The sequence below is a fragment of the Paenibacillus sp. J31P316 genome, from assembly GCF_056269105.1.
Genome location: NZ_JBWDNI010000013.1, coordinates 40,254 through 59,521 on the forward strand (window position 1 = coordinate 40,254; position 19,268 = coordinate 59,521).

Genomic DNA, 19,268 nt, shown 5'->3' on the forward strand with positions numbered 1-19,268 from the left:
TCCACGCAGACGGTTTGACGGCTTTGCCTCCCAGGTTATTTTTGGGAGCTTCTTCATTGAACTTTGATTTGTTATCACTCATTGTTCGATCACCTCACTAGCCATTGTTGCCGAAACCTAGCAGTTTATACGTGAGGGATTTACATTTTTTGAGATTGCAAGAAGAGAGTCGCAGAAACTAGTCTAGCACGCCTGTCGCTTGCTCGACTCGGGTACCGGAATAGTAATGCGCCAGGATTTGCCGCGCGGTTGCGCCATCCTTCGCCATTCCGTCAGCCCCCCACTGGCTCAGACCGACGCCGTGGCCATAGCCTCTCGTTAAAATGTTTATCTCATTGCCGTCGATGGTCCACGTAAAATCAGAGGATGCGAGAGACAGCTTCTCCCGAATCTCTCTACCTGTGAATGTCTTGCTGCCAACCTTCACGCCCTTAACGCGCGAGCCGGAGGTCTTATCCAAAATGCGCATAGACCGCACCTCGCTCGTCTTCACGCCTAGCTTGGCTGCAACATCCTTCAGCTTCATCGTCACGATCTCCCGGTAACTCGGCGAGATCGCCTTGTCCCACGGACTCGCCACGCTGCGCAAATACGGGAGGTCCACATCCCAGTAATCCGACGCGTTCTCCGTATAGCCGTTGCTCGTGGAGAAGAACGACGCTTGGATCGGTTCTCCGCCATACGTAACGATTTGCCCCTTCGTTGCCTCGACCGCGTCGTTCAACTTCTGCAAATTCGCGTCCTTGGCCGCGCCGCTCCACCGGTTCAGCAGATCCCCCAGCGAAATATAGACCTGGTTCAGCACCGTATCGTCCACGTCGGCAGCCGACTTCTTCTCGTCCAGACCGCTGCGATCGCCCGTCAACAACCGCCTGTAAATGTACGTCCGTGCCGCGATCGCCTGCGCTTTCAAGGCCTCCAGTTCAAAATCCACCGGCATTTCCCCGGCCAGGACGCCGCGCACATACAACTCGATCGGCATTTTCTCAATGCGTTTCTCCTTCGTCAAGTAGACGGATACCCGCAGCCTGTCGTAGGCGCTGAGCACCTGGAGCTGCTTGTCCGCCTCTGCCGCGCCGCCGGCGCCAAATCCGGATGCGGCTGGCGTGTCTGCCTTGGACGGCGAATCCGGTTTCTCGGCTGCAGGAGGCGCCTCACTGCCTTCGAGGCTGTCGGCCTTGGCCGGGGCCGACTCCTGCATCATCCCTGCCGCTTGTTGCCCTTCAGCTTGCGCTGGCGGCTCCAGGTAATGGACTGCCGCTTTCACGAGAAGCACGAGCAGCAGCCCCCACAGAAACCCCATCCACCAGCCCCTTGTCCAAAATCGACGACGATAAGAGCGTGCTTTCCATCTTCCCCGCTTCATGCTTGGCTCCTTTCGGTTCTTCGATTCTCTGTTTCCAAGCGTTACCCTATTACAGTCTATGAATCGGAAAGATAGGATAGTACGGGGTTGGTATGGAAAGAGAGAAGGAAACCATGTCGAGAGGCTAAGGCAACTGAAACCAATTCCTATGCTCACGAAGTAGCTGAATGGCTTGCATTTCCATCTCACGACGGAAACGCAAGCCAATCAGCTCAAAAAACCCTATTTTCACCTCTCCCGAAGAAAGGAGCGAAAATAGGGTTTCTTGATTCGTACAATAATGGATTACGGCGGGGCCGTTGTCAGGAATGGAATTAGGCCCAGGTTGGTTGAGCGGTTTTCATGCGCGGCAGTTCTTTCTCCCGCTTGGCAGGCTCTTGCGTACGGGCGGCCACGATCGCCGGCTCCGCTTCTTCCAGTACGGCTGCTACGCCTTCGAGGACTTTGACGTACGCCGGCTGTGCCGATTCCGTCTCGTCTTCCTTACGGTACACCTCGGCGCCGAGCGACGCCAGCTTGCCCGTAATGTTCACATATCCGCGGTCCACGTGATGGAGACCGCTGATCTCGCTCTCGCCGTCCGCGCACAATGCCGCACAGACAAGCGCTGCACCTGCACGCAGATCCGTCGCCGTTACTTTCGCGCCCGTCAGCTTCGTGCCGCCGGAGACGATCGCCGTACGTCCGTCTACTTTAATATGCGCATTCATCTTCTGGAACTCCTCGACATGCATGAAGCGGTTCTCGAAGACGGTCTCCGTGACGATGCTCGTGCCTTCCGAAACCATCAGCAAGGCCATCATTTGCGACTGCATGTCGGTCGGGAAGCCCGGATAAGGGAGCGTCTTCACGTCGACGGATTTCAGCTTCTTCGCCGCAGCGACGCGAATGCCGCTGTCCGTCTCGGTAATGGTTACGCCCATTTCTTGCAGCTTGGAAATAACAGGCGCCAAGTGATCGCCGATTGCGCCTTCAATATGAACGTCGCCGCCGGTCATGGCAGCCGCGATCATGTAAGTACCCGCTTCTACGCGGTCAGGGATAACGGTATGCGATACGCCGCTCAGCGACTCCACGCCTTCGATGCGAATAATGCCTGTGCCTGCGCCGCGGACTTTCGCGCCCATGGCATTCAGGTAGTTGGCCAAATCCACGATCTCGGGCTCTTTCGCCGCATTCTCGATCGTCGTCGTTCCATCCGCAAGGGCGGCTGCCATCATGATATTCTCCGTTGCGCCAACGCTGGCGACATCCAGATAGATCTTGGCTCCCCGCAGCTTGCCTTCCGTCCGGGCTTCGATAAAGCCTTGGCCGAGCACGATTTCCGCGCCCATGGCTTCAAAGCCTTTCAAATGCTGGTCGATCGGACGCGTTCCGATTGCGCATCCACCCGGAAGCGAAATTCTTGCGCAGCCGAGACGTGCCAGCAAAGGACCCATGACAAGGAAAGAAGCGCGCATCTTGCGCACCCACTCATACGGGGCTTCGAACGAAACGAGATGTTCAGCGGAAATGCGCATCGTCTCATTATCATATGTCAGCTTGCCGCCCAATGCGGAAAGCACTTGTTGAATTGTAATTACATCATCTAGATAAGGTACGTCATGGATGACACTTTCGCCATCTTTTGCGAGTAACGTGGCAGCGAGAATCGGTAATACGGCGTTCTTTGCGCCGCTTACGCGGACAGTTCCGGATAGTCGCTTGCCGCCGCGGACGATTATTTTGCTCATCTTAAGGTTTCCCTCCGCGTGCAGTAGATTCTTTGACATCTTCAAGGAATTAAATGGTACTCCGATCCGTACCCAAACTACATCTTACCATCCGCTTACAAGAATCGACAAGCCTTATTTTGCACCTGCCAAAATGCGGCATTTTATACTATTCGCAAGCGATTTCGTGTTTCGTACCGTCATCTATTACCCATTGTTAACATGTTTCCGGGTTGTTATTCGACAATTCCCTTGAGCAAACTCGACCAGTTCCAGTAAGCCAGCACGAACGAAGCGAATCCGTGGCCCAGCACGATCGACACGACGATTTGAAGCATTCTTGTCTGCGGTCCGCGGGGACGTTTGACGAAGGAATCCCATTTCAGCTCCTGGATCACGATCCACGCCAGGGCGATGCTGAACAATTCAATAACGATGGACATTAAAGCATGTATGCCTGCCGATGAGGCGACTTGATCCATTTTCCATTAACTCCTATCTAAAATAACTGCGTGATCACGTTAACGCGCGCAAAAGCACGGATGCAAACTCGGCCCGGGTGGCCGGACGTTCTGGCTCGAACCGGTTCCCCGGGTAGCCGCCCATCAGCCCTTTCTGCTTGGCGGTCCAAATGGCCGGCGATGACCATCGGTCCGCCGCTACGTCGCCGTACACGGCGGCTGCCGGACGCAGGCTCTTCACATCCAGCGCATGCAGCAGAATGACGGCCATTTCTTCCCGTGAGACAGGACGGCGCGGTTCGAACATCCCGCCGGGATAGCCTCCGACCCAACCCGATCTCGCGGCTCCCATCACTGCAGAGTAGGCCCAATGACCCATTTCGACATCGCGGAAGGCCGCCGTCCCGGCTTCGCCGCCTGGAGGCTTGATAGCCCGCACGAGCATGGATACCGCTTCCGCGCGCGAAATGCTTTGGTCCGGGTTAAATCTGAAATTGCCGCTGCCGCCAACGATTCCCTTCTTGTTCAGCGCCACGACCGCCGACTCCGCCCAATGCCCGTCGATATCCCGAAACCCGGCGACCATCGTCTCCGCCTTCAGCTGCAATCCGTAAACCTGCTTATCGAAGGCGGCGCTAGCCGTCACCTTGATATAGTAGAGTCCGGCATCGAGCCGCTGCTCCTTGACCATGGCAGAGGCGCTCGGCGAAGACTTCAGTGCGTACAGCTGCTGCTGACGCTGGTCGTAGAGTTCCGCCTTCATGCTAATTCCGGCTGGGATCCCCTTCACCTGCAGCGTCGCCATGCTGGCCGAAGCCAACCTCACCTGATACCAATCGACGTCGCCAGACTTGCCGATAACGCCGGAGTAACTAGAACCGGGCGATATGCTCGTCGCCTGGTAAGAGCGGTCGTTAGGCTCGTTGGGATCGGAATATCTCGTGACGAACTGCAGGTTCAGCTTATATTGCGACGCCGTCGAGCTTGCTTGCTCCGATATGGCGTTGCGCACGCGGATATAGTACGTGCCCGGGGTAATATCGATCGGTGCCGTTGCCTCGCCTTCTCCTTCGCCGTTCGCATCCTCTTCCAGCAGCTGCCCGCCTTGCCTTTGGTACGCGAGACCGGGATCCATCCGGGCGGAATCCGTCGTTACCGACAGCTTAAGCGTTCCGCCGGTCTCGAAACGGACCGCGTACCAATCCTGGTCGCCGGTTTGATGAAAGCTGCCCGCGACCTGCTGCGACTTCGGCTGCAGCGCAGCCGCTTGATAGGGCTTATCGTTCGTCTCGTAAGCATCCGGCGCGATTTGGAAGGACGAGGTCATCAGATACGCAAGCTTCTGCTTGCCGCTTCGTTTGAAGAAACGCACCTCAAAATCGTTCCGCCCCTTCTTTACGTTCCATTCGACCGTTTGGTTGCTGAGCTTCGTCGACTGCGTGGCTTGCGCCGACGTATCGCCGGCACGGGTCAGCTGCATCGTGGGCAAACTTTCGCCCTCAGCCGGAAGGCTCTGGACCTGTATCGCGATCTTGCCGTCGTACGGGGCTTCGATACGGTACCAATCCGCATCCGTGCTGCTCCCAAGCTCCGCGCCGATCTTCGTGCCGAGCGGGAACAGCTTCGCCGCCTGACGGCTGTTGTTCGGTTCGAAACTATCCTGCTGCAGCGGTGCAGTGACCGCGCGGTCGATCTGCAGCAAACCGTAGCCGCTGGCATTATCGAATCCCGGGTTACCGATATCCTTCGCGGACTGGCGGAGGAGCGCGCGCACCTGATACGGCTTATAGCCGGGATGCACGGACCAGACAAGCGCCGCGGCCGCCGCAACTTGAGGCGCTGCCATCGACGTGCCTTCCTCCTGTGTATAGCCTCCGCCAAGCGCCGTCGTATATACGCTCCACGGAGCAGCGAGATCAATCTCGGGCCCCGCGTTGGAACGGGTCTCCGGATTCCCCTCCGGCGTGGCCCCCGCGACGGCCATGACCGTCGGGTAAGCGGCGGGATATTTGACCTTCGCCTTATCTCCCAAGATACGGCCGTCATTGCCGCTGGCCGCTACGAGCAGCGCGCCTTTGGATTCCGCATAAGTCGCGATGTCCTTCAAATACGGCGAGTATCGGTAAAGCCCTACGGAGAGTACCAAGATTCGCGCGCCATGATCCACGGCATACGTGATCGCTTCGCCGAGCCGCGCCTCGTCGCCGTAGCCGTCGGCATCCAGCGCCTTGACGGGCATGATCTTGGCATGCCAAAGAATGCCGGCGATGCCGAGCTTATTATTCCCCTCGCCGGCGATGACGCCGGCTACCGCCGTTCCGTGGCCGTTATCGTCTTCCGGCGGTTTGCCTGGCGTGACCAAATTCGTGCCCGGAACGAGATTGTCTTGAAGATCGGGATGATCGAGGTCGATGCCCGTATCGATGAGCGCAATCGTGAGGTCGGTCTGATCATGCGTTGTCGCCCACGCCTCGTCGGCGCGGATCTGCGACAGGTAATGCTGCTTGGGCAGGCCCGGGTCATTGCTCGCCGGTTCGGCCGCGAGCATATGAACGGGGCTGACCGGCTGCACGTAATCGATCTCCGGCAATTGCCGCAGCCGGAGGAGCCACTCGGACGTGTCCGCCCCAGGGTCCTCGGGGCGGACCACGTCCACGGCCGCCGCCGGGAACGCCAGGCGGCGGAGCACGCGCGTGCCGCGCAGAGGCTTCGCCTGCGCGGGCTCGCGCCATTTGATGAGCCAGGTAGCCGGCTCATCATAGCCGCCGTCGGCGGCGCCTTGGGCAGGCCCGGGCCGTGCGGGGCCTGCCTCGGCCGCCGCCGGCGCAGGGGCGCCCGCGAGCAGCAGCGCCGCGAGTCCGGCGGCCAGCGCGCGGCGCGCCAGGCGCGCGAAGCGCGCTGTTGGAGCGGCACGCCTGCCTGCCGCTGCAGCCTGATCGGCACATGCGACCGGAGCCATGCGCAGGTCGCCGCGCCAATCATCCGCCTCGTTTGCATAGGCACGAGGCATGACTTCAGTCATAGCCGAAGCACCGTGCCCATCCGGGACTACGCTTCGGTCCGAGCAGCGTGCCGCGTCCCCGACAGCGCTCCCCGCGGGCACGACGGAACAGGCCCCGCGAGGCACGGGGGCCGGCTTGGAGGATAGGAGGATCGAAGTCGCTTTCCAAGTGTTGTTCATCATATTCTGCCTTTAACCCGCAATTTGATATCTGAAACTGTTCGCTTCCCGCCCCCCGATCTCCTTGTGACGCGATGTAGAATGGACAAGAAACAGGTCTAACGTCCCGGTCGCTGCCCGCATTCAATGATATCTATGAGTTACCGCGCATACTTACGCTTGAAGATGCTGTGAACGAAGCGAAGGCGTCAAAACACGAAAACCTCCAGCGCCCGATTCCGTATCGGGGCTGGAGGTTTCGCGGATAGCGAATGTCGTTGCAGTGCGGCGCGTTACGAAACTACCCCACTACCCCATGCTTATGAACAAATCGTTCACAAGCGAGAAATGACTGTTGATCCAGTCGAGCACCGGTCCCGGCACGATACCGAGCGCAACCGTAGCGGCCGCGCACAGCCAGATCACGATGCCGCTCGTCGCAGGAACCTGCACGTCCGCCTCGTTCGTCGAACGCATGAACATTTGACGGATAAGACCGAAGTAGAAGTAGTAGGAGATGACGCTGCTTACGACCATAACGGCGGCAATCCAGTAGTCCTTCGACTGTACCGAGCCCAGCAGGATGAACAGCTTCCCGAAGAAACCGCCCGTCACCGGCAGTCCGGCCAAGGAGAGCACGAAGACGATCATGGCAGCCGCCGTCCACGGGGCCCGGTAATACAACCCCGCGAAGCCGCCGACATCCTCTTGGCTCGAGGATTTGGCGATGACGGCGTAGACGGTCAGCGCGCCGATCGTCATGAGCAGATAAGCGGCCAGGTAGAAGATGAATTCGCCGACGCCCGAAGCGTGCATGCCTTTGATCGACAAGCCGAGCGGAACCAGCATATAGCCCGCATTCGCGACGCCTGACAGTGCGAAGAGTCGTTTCACGTTGTACTGCCGCAACGCCATCGTCGAACCGACGAGCATAGCCGCCGCTGCCAGGATCAGCAGGACGAGGAACACATCGTCCGCTACCGGCTTGCCCGGCGAGGATGAATAGAAGGCCAAGTTGTACACGATGCGGAAAATAACGGCGAACGCGGCGCCTTTGGACACGACCGCAAGGAAAGCGGTGACCGGCGTCGGCGCGCCTTGATACACGTCCGTCGACCAGTAATGGAACGGAGCAGCGGCGATTTTAATGCCCAGGCCCGCAAGGATGAAGAAGAAGGCAACGTAAAGTATCGCCGGAAAATCAATGGCATGCGCCTTGAGGCCTTCGCCTATGGCTCCCAGGTTCGTTGCGCCGGTAATGCCATACAGATAAGACATTCCGAACAGGATAAGCGCGGAGGATATACCGCCCGTTACGACGTATTTGAAAGCCGCCTCCGTGGACTGAATCGAATGCTTGCGGATGCCGACAAGCACATAGGTGGTGATGCTCAGCAGCTCAAGACCGATGTACAGCGTAAGCATGTCTCCGGAGGAAGCCATGATCATCGCGCCGCACACCGCCGGCAGCAGCAGATAATAGAATTCGCCGCGGTCCGGAATGTCCGACCTTCGGACCGTCCCCAGGCTCATCAGTACGATCAGCGCCGTCGCGACGAGGAAGATGATCTTCAGCAGACTGGAAAAGTAATCGATCCGATAGCTGTCCGCCATAATCCGAATGACGCCGGAGACTGCCTGCCCGTCTGCTCCGATCTGCGGCGTCGTGCCCGCAAGCTCGGTCAAGCGCCAGATAACGAAGCCCAGCGAGGTCAGCAGGCCGACCAGCGTCAGCCAGCCGGTCAAAGCGCGGCGCGGCAGGAACAAGTCCAGCACGGCCAGTACGATCATGAACGCGATCAGAATCCATTCCGGGGCGAGATAGGCCGCATCGCTCCATGTGAGTGACTGCAATTGTTGTGCAGCGTCCATATTCCCTACCTCCCCGCCTTCTCAGATAGCTGCTGCAGCAGCGTGTCGAAGCCATGCTGCATCGGCTCCGTCAATACGGCCGGGTATACGCCGATCAGTACGATGAACGCGAGCAGCGCAATCATCGGCACCGCTTCGACAAGCCGGACGTCACGTACGGCTGCGAGCCGTTCAGGAACGGCGCCGAACGTAATGCCGAGCACGCTGCGGAGGACATAGACCGCCGTCAGGATGACGCCCAGCACGGCAATGCCCGTGATGACGCGCATGGAATCGAACAAGCCCAGCAGCGACAGGAATTCGCCGACGAATCCGGACAAGCCCGGCAGTCCAAGCGAAGCCATCCCTGCCGCCAGCAGCACGCCGCTCAGGAACGGCATGCTTCGGGCAAGTCCGCCCAAATCCTTGAGCTCCGTCGAGCCCGTTCGTTCGTAGATGCTGCCGACGATCAGGAAGAGCAGCGCCGAGATGAAGCCATGCGAGACGAGCTGAATGACGGCTCCATGAAGCCCGATCTCGTTCAACGACGCGATTCCGAGCAGCACGATGCCCATATGGCTGATGGAGGAATAGGCCAGCACCAGCTTGAATTCCTTCTGCACGAGCGCGAGCACGGCGCCGTACAGAATATTGATGACGCCTAATATCGCGAGTACCGTCGCCCAGTCATGCGTCTGCGAAGGAAACATGAACACCCCGAAGCGCAGCAGACCGTATGCCCCCATCTTGAGCAATACGCCGGAGTGAATCATGACGACCGAGGGCGGCGCCTCCGCATGCACCTTTAGCATCCACGTATGGAATGGGAAGATCGGCAGCTTGATACCGAAGGCGATCAAGAGCAGCAGGAAGATCACCCAATGCATGCGATCGGACAAGTAAAGCGGATTGTCCGCCCCCTGCGCCAGCTGCGGCATGTTCACGTAAGCATCCTTATCGGCGAGATTCGAGCTGATCACGTCGTAGCTTCCGCTGTAGGACAGGTGCATTTGCTGCTGTTCCGGAAGCGGATCCGCCCGGAAGCCGGCCGTTGCGACCAGAAACACGAACGCCAGCAGCATAATCGCGGAGCCGATGCCGTTATAGATCAGGAATTTGTTCGCCGCCTGCTCACGGTTCATATAGCCCCATATTCCGATGAGGAAGAACATCGGTATGAGCGTCATTTCGAAGAAGACGAAGAAGAGGAACACATCCCTCGCCAGGAAGACGCCGATCATGCCGACCTCCAGCAGCAGGAACCAAATATAGAACGATTTCCACCGCTTCTTGATATGCACGGAAGCGAGCGCAGCCATGACACCGACGATCGTCGTCAAGAGAAGCAGCGGCATGGACAACCCGTCTATGCCCATGTGGTACTGCAGTTCCAGCGTGTACGAGCTCACGTCGCCGACAGCCTCTTTATTGAGCGAGGTCGAGATCCAGGTCGCGGTTTCCTCGTAAGGCTTGCCGCCCTTGATGCCGTTATAATCCGCGTACAGCCATAACGAGAGCAGGAGCGGAAGAAGCGTTGCCGTAATGGCGGTTACTTTGATCCAGCGGCTGCGTTGTTTCGGCAGAAACAGGAGCACCAGCAGGCCGAGCAGCGGAGAAAATGTAATCAGCGAGAGTATCGGAAGATCCGCGAGCATTACCAGAACCTCCTTAGCGCGACTGCCGCAATTAGAACGACGAGCGCGAACGCTGTGATAAGTCCGTACGTCTGTACTTGGCCGTTCTGCATCCGCGTACCGCCCCTGCCGAGCAGGAACGCCGCTCCGCCGGCCGCACGCACCAACCCGTCTACGACATAATCGTCAATGCCGTTCAGCAAGCCGCCAAGCGCGCGCAGCGGACGAACGATCGCCGCTTCGTACAGCTCGTCGATATAATATTTTCGTTCCAGCAGCCGGACAAGCCATGGGGCACGGGAGGAAATGAAATCGCGCGAGATCATGCCTTTGACGAATACGAGCCAGCCCATATACAAGCCGAGCAAACCGATTGCCGCGGAGATCACCATCACGAGGCCGCCTCCGCCGTTCTCCTGCTCTGCGCCGTCCGTCAGCCAGTTGCCCAGCGTATCGTTCCACGGCGTCTGCACGAAGCCGGCAACGACCGCCAGCACGGCAAGCACGATCAGCGGAACCGTCATGGACAGCGGTGACTCATGCGCATGACGCTCTCCCTTGGGCTTGCCCATAAAGACCAGGAAGAACAGCCGTGCCATATAGAATGCGGTGAAGAAAGCGGCTACTACGCCGATGACGAAGAGCGCGGGTTTCTCATGATACGCGATATTCAGAATCATGTCCTTGGACCAGAAGCCCGAGAACGGCGGGATGCCGGACAGCGCCAGCGTGCCGATTCCGAACGTCCAGGCGGTAATCTTCATTTTGGAACCGAGGCCGCCCATTTCTTGAATGTTCTGCGTATGTACGGCATGAATGACGCTTCCCGCCCCGAGGAAGAGGAGTGCTTTGAAGAACGCATGCGTGAAGAGGTGGAAAATCCCGCCCGTCATCGAATTCAGTCCCAGAGCCATCATCATGTAGCCCAGTTGGCTGACTGTCGAGTATGCGAGTATACGCTTGATGTCGTTCTGCGCCACCCCGATCGTTGCCGCGAAAATCGCGGTAAAACCGCCGATGTACGCCACGATATCCATCGCCGTCTGCGACGCTTGGAAAATATCGAACGTCCGCGCGACCAAATACACGCCTGCCGCGACCATCGTCGCGGCATGGATGAGCGCGCTGATCGGCGTCGGGCCTTCCATCGCGTCCGGCAGCCACACGTGAAGCGGGAACTGACCGGATTTGCCGACGGCGCCGACGAAGATCAGAATCGCGATCCAAGTCGTAACGCTTGCCGCGATGACGCCGGTGCCGCCCTCGAACGCATTGCCGATCCGCACAAAATCGAGCGCATGGTCCGGCATGTACCAATACAACAGCAAGATGCCGAGCAACAAACCCGCATCGCCGATCCGCGTCACGATGAACGCCTTCTTGGCGGCCGCTCTCGCCTCCGGCTTGCTGAACCAGAAGCCGACGAGCAGGAACGAGCAGACGCCGACGAGCTCCCAGAACACATAGAGCGTCAGCATATTGTCCGCCAGCACCAGTCCCAACATGGAGAAGGTGAATAGCGCCACGTAGCTGTAGAAGACGGAAATCCGTTCATCGCCTTTCATGTAGCCGGCCGAATAAACGTTGACCAGGAAACTGACCGCCGTGACCACGACGAGCATAAGCGCCGTCAGATTCGTCACTTCGAAGCCTGCTTTGAAAACGATGCTGCCCGTGTCGATCCATTTGACCGCATATTGATAATCATGCTGCCCCTTCGTCATATGCTCGATGAGCACCAGCAAGGAAAGCACGAACCCCGCGAGCGAACTGACAGAACCGAGCATGACGCCGATCATTCTGGACGAGCGGCCGAAGGCCAGCAGCAGCAGGAACCCAGCGAGCGGAAAGAGCGGGATGAGCCAGGCAGCCTGCGAAAAAGTCGTATCCATACGCGCTTACCTCCTCATCTCGTCGTAATCGTCCACGTTGACGGTTCCGCGCGCCCGGTATAACGCGATCAGCACCGCGATGCCGACAGCCGCCTCGGCAGCCGCGACCGCAATGCTGAACAGCGTAAACATTTGACCCGTCAGCGAAGGCACGACCCCGTATTTGGAGAACGCGACCAGATTCAAGTTGACGGCATTCAGCATCAGCTCGATCGACAACAAGACGATAACGGCATTGCGTTTCGTAAGGGCGCCGTACAGCCCGATGCAGAATAAGATGGCCGCCATGGTTAAATACGAGGATAACATCTAGTCCGCCTCCTTCTTCGCGAGCACGATCGCGCCGATGAACGCGACCGTCAGCAGCACGGACACCAGCTCGAACGGTACGACATACCCGGTAAACAGCTGCTGGCCGATGGCCATCGTATTGTCGACCGTTCCGTCCGGAACCGTCTGCGGCTCCGGAAAATCCGATTGGCGGATCGCATAGAACAGAATGCCGAACAGCGCCAGCGCGCCGATCGCCGACAGCGTATCGTTCAGCGTGCGCGGCCTTTCCGCTCCGGGATCCTGATGCTTCGTCATCATGATGCCGAAGATCATCAGAATAGAGACGGCGCCGGCATAGATGAGCACCTGTACGAAAGCCAAAAACTCGGCGTCCAGCAAAATGAACATTCCCGCCACGCCGATGAATACGGCTGCCAGCGAAACGACCATATGCACGACTTTCGTAAAGCTGACCATCAGTACCGCGCCGCTGATAATCATGACGGAGAAGACGAAGAACGCGACGAACTCGCCGGTGAAATCGATATTGAACATGCGTTACTTCGCGCCTCCCTTGGCTGCAGCGGGCGCCCCGATATTGTTGTTGTCCTGACGGACATGCCGGTTGTTGTCGTCCAGCCACTTCATATCCTTGAACAAATCGTCGCGGCTGTAGGACGCCAGCTCGAAATTGCCCGTCATGACGATCGCTTCCGTCGGGCAAACCTCCGTGCAGAGGTCGCACAGGATGCAGATTTCGAAGTTGATGTCGTACGTATCGATGACCTTGCCTTTTTTGTCGGGATCCGGATTCGCTTTGCCCGTAAGCGTAATGCACTCAGTCGGGCAGATGCGCACGCATTGGTTGCACACGATGCATTTGTCGGGCTCGAAATGCTGAATGCCGCGGAATCGGTCCGGCATGATAATGGGCACATCGGGATAGGAGGTCGTCACTTTCTTCTTGGTCATGGATTGCAGCGTGACGCCAAGCCCTTTTAAGAGACCTTTCATTCTTCGCCCTCCTACAAGTTTTGTGCGAAGCTTTTGTCGGGGCTCCCGACAATAAAACAAAACTACATCGGAAGCCTACGCTAAGTTTTGGTGCGAAGCCTTTGCCGGGGCCGTTTTTATTTAATGAACAGCTCCATGTATACCGCGGTCAGAAACACGTTCAGAATCGCCACAGGCAGCAGGACCTTCCAACCGAGCCCCATGAGCTGGTCGATGCGGATCCGCGGCAGCGTCGCCCTGATCCAGAACAGGAAGAAGACGATCGACGTGAATTTAAGCAGGAACCATATTAGACCCGGCACCCAGTCCAGGAACGGGAACGGCGCATGCCAGCCCCCCAGGAAGAGCACCGTCGTCAGCGCGGCGATCGCGTACACGTACACGTACTCCGTCAGCATGAAGAACGCGAAGCGGAATCCGCTGTATTCGACGTGATAGCCGGCGACGAGCTCCGACTCCGCTTCCGGCAAGTCGAACGGCGTTCGGTTCAGCTCCGACACCGCCGCAATGATGAAGACGACGAAGCCGAGAATCTGCGGCAGGAAGTTCCACTGCCAGAACCAGTCCCCCTGCTGCTCTCCGATGCCGCGCAGGTTCAGCGTGCCCGACAGCATGACGACGCCGACGACGGAGATGACGAGCGGCACTTCGTAGCTGATCATTTGCGCGGCGGAGCGCATGCCTCCGAGCAGCGCGTATTTGTTGTTCGACGACCAGCCGCCGAGGATAATCGCTATCGTCGAGATGCCCGACAAGGCGACATAGTAGAGCAGTCCGACGTTGATATCGGCAAAATACAGCTTATTCGTATACGGAATGACCGCCAGCACCGCAAAGGCCGGTATATACGCAAGCGCCGGGGCCAGGATGAACAGCGCCCGGTCCGCCTTGCGGGGAATCGTATCCTCTTTGATCAGCAGCTTCGTAATATCGGCTACCGACTGCAGCAGCCCCCAAGGTCCGACCCGGTTCGGGCCGATCCGGTACTGCATCCAGCCGATGACCTTCCGTTCGAAGAAAATCGCGTACGTTACGAAACCGAGGACGATCATGAGAAGAATGACGCCCCACAGGAAGAACAAGAGCGCATGGCCCCAGGTCAAGGTTTCGTCAAGCCAGGCTCCCATTAGCAGTCGACCTCCCCGACGACAATATCGATGCCGCCCAAAATCGTAATGAGGTTCGTCATCGTCTCGCCGACGAGCAGCTTCGGCAGAATCTGCAGATTAACGAACGAAGGACGCCGGAATTTCAGGCGGTACGGCTCCGCCTTGCCTTTGGAAACAATATGGCAGCCGATCTCGCCGCGGGGCGATTCGATGCCGACATACAGTTCGCCCGCCGGCGGCCGGATCACCCGTGGCACCTTGCCCATCACGTCGCCAGGGCCCGGGAACTGCGCCAGCGCCTGCTTCAGAATACGAAGCGACTGGCGGATTTCTTCGAGGCGGATGTTGTACCGGTCATAGCAGTCGCCTACGCTCCCCAGCGGAACATCGAATTCGAACCTGTCGTACAAGCTGTACGGCTTGTTTTTGCGCAGATCCCAATTGACGCCCGTGGACCGCAGGTTCGCGCCCGATAAGCCGAAATTGATCGCGGTTGCCGCATCGTAACGGCCGACGCCTCTGATCCGGGCCAGGAAAATTTCATTGCCGCTGACCAGGTTGTGGTACTCGTCCAGCTTGCTTTCCATATAGGGGATAAAATCGCGCACCTGCTCGATCCAGCCCGGAGGAGCATCCCATTTGACGCCGCCGACGCGCATGTAGTTGTACGTCAGCCTTGCCCCGCACAGCTCGTTGAACAGATTTATGATAATTTCCCGGTCGCGGAATGCGAACAGAAACGGACTCATCGCGCCGATATCCAGCAGATAGGTGCCCCACCAGACCAAATGGCTTGCGATTCGCTGCAGCTCCATCACGATCAGCCGCATGAACTCCGCCCGCTCCGGCACCTCGAGGCCCATCATTTTCTCGACGGCGTGGCAGAGCACGTAGTTGGTCGTCATCGCGGATACGTAGTCCATCCGGTCGGTATAGGGAATGATTTGGGTATAATTCAGATCTTCCGCGAGCTTCTCCGTCCCCCGGTGAAGGTAACCCATGACCGGTGTCGCTTCCGTAATCACTTCGCCGTCCAGCTTGACGATAATGCGGAAAACGCCATGCGTGCTGGGATGCTGAGGCCCGACGTTAAGCAGCAGTTCTTCGGTTCGAATCACGGTCCATCACACCTCCGAGTCGAGCGGTTCGTAATCTTTGCGCAGCGGATGGCCCACCCAATTGTCCGGCATCATGATGCGCCGCAGGTCGGGATGGCCGGGGAAGTCGATGCCGAGCAGATCATAGATCTCGCGCTCGTTCCAATTGGCCGTCTCCCAGACCGGGGCGACGGACGCCACCGAGGGCGTCTCGCGGTCCGTCTTCACTTTGACGGTGATCTCCTGTCCCGATTGCAGGGAGACAAGATGGTAAACGACTTCCAGATGCGTCTCGTAGTCGACTCCGGACAGATTGCGCATATAGTCCATCTGCAGCTTCGGATGCGACTTTAACAGCTCGGCTGCGGCAAGCAGCCGTTCGCCGCGCAGAATCAAGGTAGGCCGATGGCCGTCCAGTTCGTTAATATAGGCTTCTTCGATGGCATCCTCAGCCACCAGCGCGCGGATGAGCTCGGCGGTGAGATCCAGCTGCGGCTGCATCGGGGACGGAGGCTTCGGCTCCGCCGGAGCGGCCGCTTCGCCTTCTGCTGCCGCTTTGGCTGCGGCGCGGGCCGCACGGGCCTCAGCCGCGGCCTTCAGCTTGGCTTCCTTCTCGGGATCCGCTGCAGGCGCATCGCCGCTTGGAGCGGACGCTGCCGCGGAAGGCGTTCCGCCATCCGCTGCCGGCGCGCTGCCTTCAGCAACGGCTTTGGCTGCGGCACGGGCCGCGCGAGCCTCTGCGGCTGCCTTCAGCTTCGCCTCGCGCTCGGGATCGACCGCGGGCGCTTCGCCGCTTGGGGCCGGCGCTGCCGCCGAGGTCGTGCCGGCGTCCGCTGCCGGCGTGCTGCCTTCAGCCGCGGCTTTGGCTGCGGCACGGGCCGCTCGGGCCTCTGCGGCTGCCTTCAGCTTTGCCTCGCGCTCGGGATCGACCGCGGGCGCTTCGCCGCTTGGGGCCGGCGCTGCCGCAGTGGTTGTGCCGGCGTCTGCTTCGGATGCTTCGTCTTTTGAGGCGGGCGCTGCCGCCGAAGGCGTGCCGGCGTCTGCTGAAGCAGCAGATGCGGCGGGAATTCCAGTATCCGGAGCTGGCGATGCGGGAGCTCCGCGATCCTCTGCCGGTGAAACGGGAATGCTGGCGTCTGCTGCAGGCGTTTCGGAGTCTACCGGCACTGAGGGCGTTCCGCTGATTGTTGCGGAAGGTCTCGCTGTGCGCGGCGAACTTGGTTCGGCGGGCTTCGCTTCCTCTTCAGCGGACGCATTGGTCACGTTGTCAACTGCGGAATCGCCAGACGACGCGTCTGACTCGGACGCCTCTAGCTCGGACGGCTGCCCGGGCTCCTTCTCTTTCTCCTCGCTCATCGGCTCGTCACCCGCTTCCCGGTCTTGGCTTCGTAGCGGATCTTCTCCTGAAGCTTATTGATGCCATAGATGAGCGCGGCTGGATTAGGCGGACATCCAGGTATGTAAACATCGACGGGAACAATCTGATCGACGCCCTTCATGACGGCATACGATTTTACGTACGGCCCGCCGGCGGTCGCGCAAGAGCCCATCGCGATGACCCATTTGGGTTCGGGCATTTGGTCATAGAGGCGGCGCAGCAGCGGCCCCATTTTCTTCGTAACGGTGCCAGCGACGATCATCACGTCGGATTGGCGAGGCGAGGTGCGGAACATGACGCCGAAGCGGTCCAGATCGTAATGCGACGCGCCGGTGCCCATCATCTCGATGGCGCAGCAGGCCAGTCCGAACGTCAGCGGCCACAGCGAGTTGCTGCGCGCCCATGCCTTGAGCTGCTCCAGCGTGCCCATGAACACGTTGCGTTCCAGCTCTTGTCTCTCTTCAGGGGTAATCGACTCTAGATTGAATTCCATTTCAGCACCTTCTTCTTCCAGGCGTAGAGTAGTCCGATCAATAAAAGTCCCGTAAAGATCGCCATTTCAACAAGCACAAAAAGGCCGAGCTGCTTATACGCGACGGCCCACGGATATAGGAAAACGGTTTCGACATCAAAGACGACAAACATAAGCGCAAACAAGTAGTAGCGCACGTTGAAACGAACTTGCCCCTCCCCTACGGGCTCGTTCCCGCTCTCGTAAGTGGTTTTCTTCTCTTCGTTCGGCTTGTTCGGCCGAAGAAGCCGCCCGACGGTTAACGCGACCACCGGAAGCAAAATTCCGAGCAGAATGAAAATCGTCACGATAACGTAATTGTTGATGTACTTCTCCACAACTTTCGCCTCCATGGTTAGGGATCTATAGGGCGTTATACGTGCGGTGAACTTGGACAAAATTCCCTCACAATTATAACAAAACCTGCCACTTGCGTCTATGACCCAGTTGGATGCGCTTACTAGGCCCACCCACCAGTTATGCCCAACTCCCTTCGACTTAAGAACGCCCGCCGTTTGAAATCTATATGCTCGTTCGCGCCGATTAAGTTGTGACGAATTCCGGAACACTGCCAAAACGCAAAAAATCCCCCTTCGGATGAAAGAAGGAGGAGCTTGCTCAACAGGGCTATGGAAGGCACTGGTGCTCGAATACGAAAGGTTCGAAAGCTCGAATACGAAAGGTTGGGTTTCAGGAATAGGAAAGTCCAGATGAATGGCTTTCTTTGAAAAAGCTAAATGACTATCCCAGCGCCTTTCCGAACCGCTTCTTCATTGGCTTTGAACGGGTTTGGATTGGGATGCGGACATGGCAGGGACGGCGAATTCTACCGTTCCCGGCGAATCGGAGTCCGAATCTCCCTCTCTCGCCTTCGCCGCGGCCATTGCCGCGACTTTCTTGCCCCTCGCTATGAGGACGAAGACGAAGAGGTAATAGAGCCAATAACAGGCGAATTCTTCCAGGGACGGATCCTCCGAATAACCGAGAAACGCCTTAAGGAAGACGCCTACTTGACCATGGAACACCGGATGATGCCCGGTATCGCGTATATAATTGGCTTCATCGATCGGATGCTCGGGGAGCAGCCACGTCAAATCATACATCGCCGCGATTTGGCCGCCCGGTGTCTTATAGACGCTGCCGATCACGCGCAAATCCTGCATGACGCCGATCGCCTGCACCAACAACCCGGCTGCGATCATGATGAGGAACACGCTCGTAAGCTTGAAGAACGTGCCGATCTGAATCTTCTTGCTGCCTTTGAACACGACCAGCCCGAGGACTGCCGCCGCGGCTAGACCCGCGAGCGCTCCCCAGCTCTGAATGACCTTGGAAATATCGCCGTTCGAAATCGCCGCGAAGAAGAAGACGGTCTCCACGCCTTCGCGCAGCGTCACGAGGAAGGAGTGAACGATCATGTTGAGCGCGCCTCCGGCCGTAAGAATGAGCGCCACCTTGCTCTGCAGCTTGCTTCGCATCTCGCGGTTCTGCTTACTCATGAACAGGATCATATGCGTCAGCAATCCCGCCGAGACGAGCAGGATTCCGATCCGCATGTAATCCTTGCTGCCCATGGTCGCGTAACCGTCCAGCACGTTCTGGAACAGCATGGCGACGCCGAGGCTTGCCGCTACCGCGAGCGCGACGCCGAGCCAGACGAACTTGTTCCATTTGGACTGTCCGATCCGGTTCAAATACGAAATAATGATGCCGACGATTAATATCGCTTCGAACGCTTCGCGAAACGTGATGAGAAATGCCTGCAAGTTCATGGTGAACGCTCACTCCTTAACCTTTACCTTGTTCGCCG

General features: G+C 58.4%; 16 protein-coding genes. All 16 read right to left on the minus strand.

Annotated features, from left to right (window positions below):
- Positions 1–178: 178 nt before the first annotated feature.
- The 16 genes from spoIID to AC0YNU_RS25235 all read right to left on the minus strand — a co-directional run bounded on the left by spoIID (position 179) and on the right by AC0YNU_RS25235 (position 19,230).
- Positions 179–1,303: a stage II sporulation protein D gene (spoIID, locus tag AC0YNU_RS25160; RefSeq protein WP_475761433.1), complete on the minus strand. Its 1,125-nt coding sequence runs from the start codon at positions 1,301–1,303 to the stop codon at positions 179–181.
- Positions 1,304–1,680: 377 nt separating this feature from the next.
- The gene (gene murA / locus AC0YNU_RS25165; RefSeq protein WP_475761434.1) at positions 1,681–3,099 is read right to left on the minus strand and encodes a UDP-N-acetylglucosamine 1-carboxyvinyltransferase; all 1,419 of its coding nucleotides are present in this window, start codon (positions 3,097–3,099) and stop codon (positions 1,681–1,683) included.
- 215 nt (positions 3,100–3,314) lie between these two features.
- Positions 3,315–3,560, minus strand: coding sequence for a DUF1146 family protein (locus AC0YNU_RS25170; RefSeq protein WP_475761435.1), 246 nt, complete (start codon positions 3,558–3,560; stop codon positions 3,315–3,317).
- A gap of 34 nt (positions 3,561–3,594) precedes the next feature.
- Positions 3,595–6,561, minus strand: a complete 2,967-nt coding sequence (locus AC0YNU_RS25175; protein WP_475761436.1) for a S8 family serine peptidase — start codon at positions 6,559–6,561, stop codon at positions 3,595–3,597.
- A gap of 447 nt (positions 6,562–7,008) precedes the next feature.
- Positions 7,009–8,571 carry an NADH-quinone oxidoreductase subunit N gene (locus tag AC0YNU_RS25180; RefSeq protein WP_475761437.1) on the minus strand — a complete coding sequence of 521 codons (1,563 nt, stop codon included), beginning with the start codon at positions 8,569–8,571 and terminating at the stop codon, positions 7,009–7,011.
- 5 nt (positions 8,572–8,576) lie between these two features.
- Positions 8,577–10,205, minus strand: a complete 1,629-nt coding sequence (locus AC0YNU_RS25185) for a complex I subunit 4 family protein (protein WP_475761438.1) — start codon at positions 10,203–10,205, stop codon at positions 8,577–8,579.
- Positions 10,205–12,076, minus strand: coding sequence for an NADH-quinone oxidoreductase subunit L (gene nuoL, locus AC0YNU_RS25190; protein ID WP_475761439.1), 1,872 nt, complete (start codon positions 12,074–12,076; stop codon positions 10,205–10,207). The genes AC0YNU_RS25185 and nuoL overlap by 1 nt, the downstream gene beginning before the upstream one ends.
- Before the next feature lie 6 nt (positions 12,077–12,082).
- Positions 12,083–12,385 carry an NADH-quinone oxidoreductase subunit NuoK gene (gene nuoK, locus AC0YNU_RS25195; protein WP_161705525.1) on the minus strand — a complete coding sequence of 101 codons (303 nt, stop codon included), beginning with the start codon at positions 12,383–12,385 and terminating at the stop codon, positions 12,083–12,085.
- Positions 12,386–12,904, minus strand: a complete 519-nt coding sequence (locus tag AC0YNU_RS25200; protein WP_475761440.1) for an NADH-quinone oxidoreductase subunit J — start codon at positions 12,902–12,904, stop codon at positions 12,386–12,388. It lies immediately after the preceding gene.
- 3 nt (positions 12,905–12,907) lie between these two features.
- Positions 12,908–13,363 (minus strand): NADH-quinone oxidoreductase subunit NuoI, encoded by a 456-nt coding sequence (gene nuoI / locus AC0YNU_RS25205; RefSeq protein ID WP_161705521.1) that lies wholly within the window; start codon positions 13,361–13,363, stop codon positions 12,908–12,910.
- Between the two features lie 116 nt (positions 13,364–13,479).
- Positions 13,480–14,490, minus strand: coding sequence for an NADH-quinone oxidoreductase subunit NuoH (nuoH, locus tag AC0YNU_RS25210; protein WP_475761441.1), 1,011 nt, complete (start codon positions 14,488–14,490; stop codon positions 13,480–13,482).
- Positions 14,490–15,590 (minus strand): NADH-quinone oxidoreductase subunit D, encoded by a 1,101-nt coding sequence (locus AC0YNU_RS25215; RefSeq protein ID WP_475761442.1) that lies wholly within the window; start codon positions 15,588–15,590, stop codon positions 14,490–14,492. Before AC0YNU_RS25215 ends, nuoH begins: the two co-directional genes overlap by 1 nt.
- A gap of 6 nt (positions 15,591–15,596) precedes the next feature.
- On the minus strand, positions 15,597–16,925 hold the full coding sequence (locus AC0YNU_RS25220) for an NADH-quinone oxidoreductase subunit C (RefSeq protein ID WP_475761443.1): 1,329 nt from the start codon (positions 16,923–16,925) through the stop codon (positions 15,597–15,599).
- Positions 16,922–17,440, minus strand: a complete 519-nt coding sequence (locus AC0YNU_RS25225; RefSeq protein WP_090642552.1) for a NuoB/complex I 20 kDa subunit family protein — start codon at positions 17,438–17,440, stop codon at positions 16,922–16,924. The genes AC0YNU_RS25220 and AC0YNU_RS25225 overlap by 4 nt, the downstream gene beginning before the upstream one ends.
- Positions 17,425–17,811 (minus strand): NADH-quinone oxidoreductase subunit A, encoded by a 387-nt coding sequence (locus AC0YNU_RS25230; protein ID WP_475761444.1) that lies wholly within the window; start codon positions 17,809–17,811, stop codon positions 17,425–17,427. Before AC0YNU_RS25230 ends, AC0YNU_RS25225 begins: the two co-directional genes overlap by 16 nt.
- A 417-nt stretch (positions 17,812–18,228) precedes the next feature.
- Entirely contained in the window at positions 18,229–19,230 is a 1,002-nt protein-coding gene (locus AC0YNU_RS25235) for an FTR1 family iron permease (protein ID WP_475761445.1), read from the minus strand.
- Positions 19,231–19,268: the final 38 nt, after the last annotated feature.

Excerpts from the sequence above, each read along its gene's own strand:
- spoIID (WP_475761433.1), bottom strand. The coding sequence starts at position 1,303 with ATGGGGTTTCTGTGGGGGCTGCTGCTCGTGCTTCTCGTGAAAGCGGCA.
- murA (WP_475761434.1), bottom strand. The coding sequence starts at position 3,099 with ATGAGCAAAATAATCGTCCGCGGCGGCAAGCGACTATCCGGAACTGTC.
- AC0YNU_RS25170 (WP_475761435.1), bottom strand. The coding sequence starts at position 3,560 with ATGGATCAAGTCGCCTCATCGGCAGGCATACATGCTTTAATGTCCATC.
- AC0YNU_RS25175 (WP_475761436.1), bottom strand. The coding sequence starts at position 6,561 with ATGACTGAAGTCATGCCTCGTGCCTATGCAAACGAGGCGGATGATTGG.
- AC0YNU_RS25180 (WP_475761437.1), bottom strand. The coding sequence starts at position 8,571 with ATGGACGCTGCACAACAATTGCAGTCACTCACATGGAGCGATGCGGCC.
- AC0YNU_RS25185 (WP_475761438.1), bottom strand. The coding sequence starts at position 10,205 with ATGCTCGCGGATCTTCCGATACTCTCGCTGATTACATTTTCTCCGCTG.
- nuoL (WP_475761439.1), bottom strand. The coding sequence starts at position 12,076 with ATGGATACGACTTTTTCGCAGGCTGCCTGGCTCATCCCGCTCTTTCCG.
- nuoK (WP_161705525.1), bottom strand. The coding sequence starts at position 12,385 with ATGTTATCCTCGTATTTAACCATGGCGGCCATCTTATTCTGCATCGGG.
- AC0YNU_RS25200 (WP_475761440.1), bottom strand. The coding sequence starts at position 12,904 with ATGTTCAATATCGATTTCACCGGCGAGTTCGTCGCGTTCTTCGTCTTC.
- nuoI (WP_161705521.1), bottom strand. The coding sequence starts at position 13,363 with ATGAAAGGTCTCTTAAAAGGGCTTGGCGTCACGCTGCAATCCATGACC.
- nuoH (WP_475761441.1), bottom strand. The coding sequence starts at position 14,490 with ATGGGAGCCTGGCTTGACGAAACCTTGACCTGGGGCCATGCGCTCTTG.
- AC0YNU_RS25220 (WP_475761443.1), bottom strand. The coding sequence starts at position 16,925 with ATGAGCGAGGAGAAAGAGAAGGAGCCCGGGCAGCCGTCCGAGCTAGAG.
- AC0YNU_RS25225 (WP_090642552.1), bottom strand. The coding sequence starts at position 17,440 with ATGGAATTCAATCTAGAGTCGATTACCCCTGAAGAGAGACAAGAGCTG.
- AC0YNU_RS25230 (WP_475761444.1), bottom strand. The coding sequence starts at position 17,811 with ATGGAGGCGAAAGTTGTGGAGAAGTACATCAACAATTACGTTATCGTG.
- AC0YNU_RS25235 (WP_475761445.1), bottom strand. The coding sequence starts at position 19,230 with ATGAACTTGCAGGCATTTCTCATCACGTTTCGCGAAGCGTTCGAAGCG.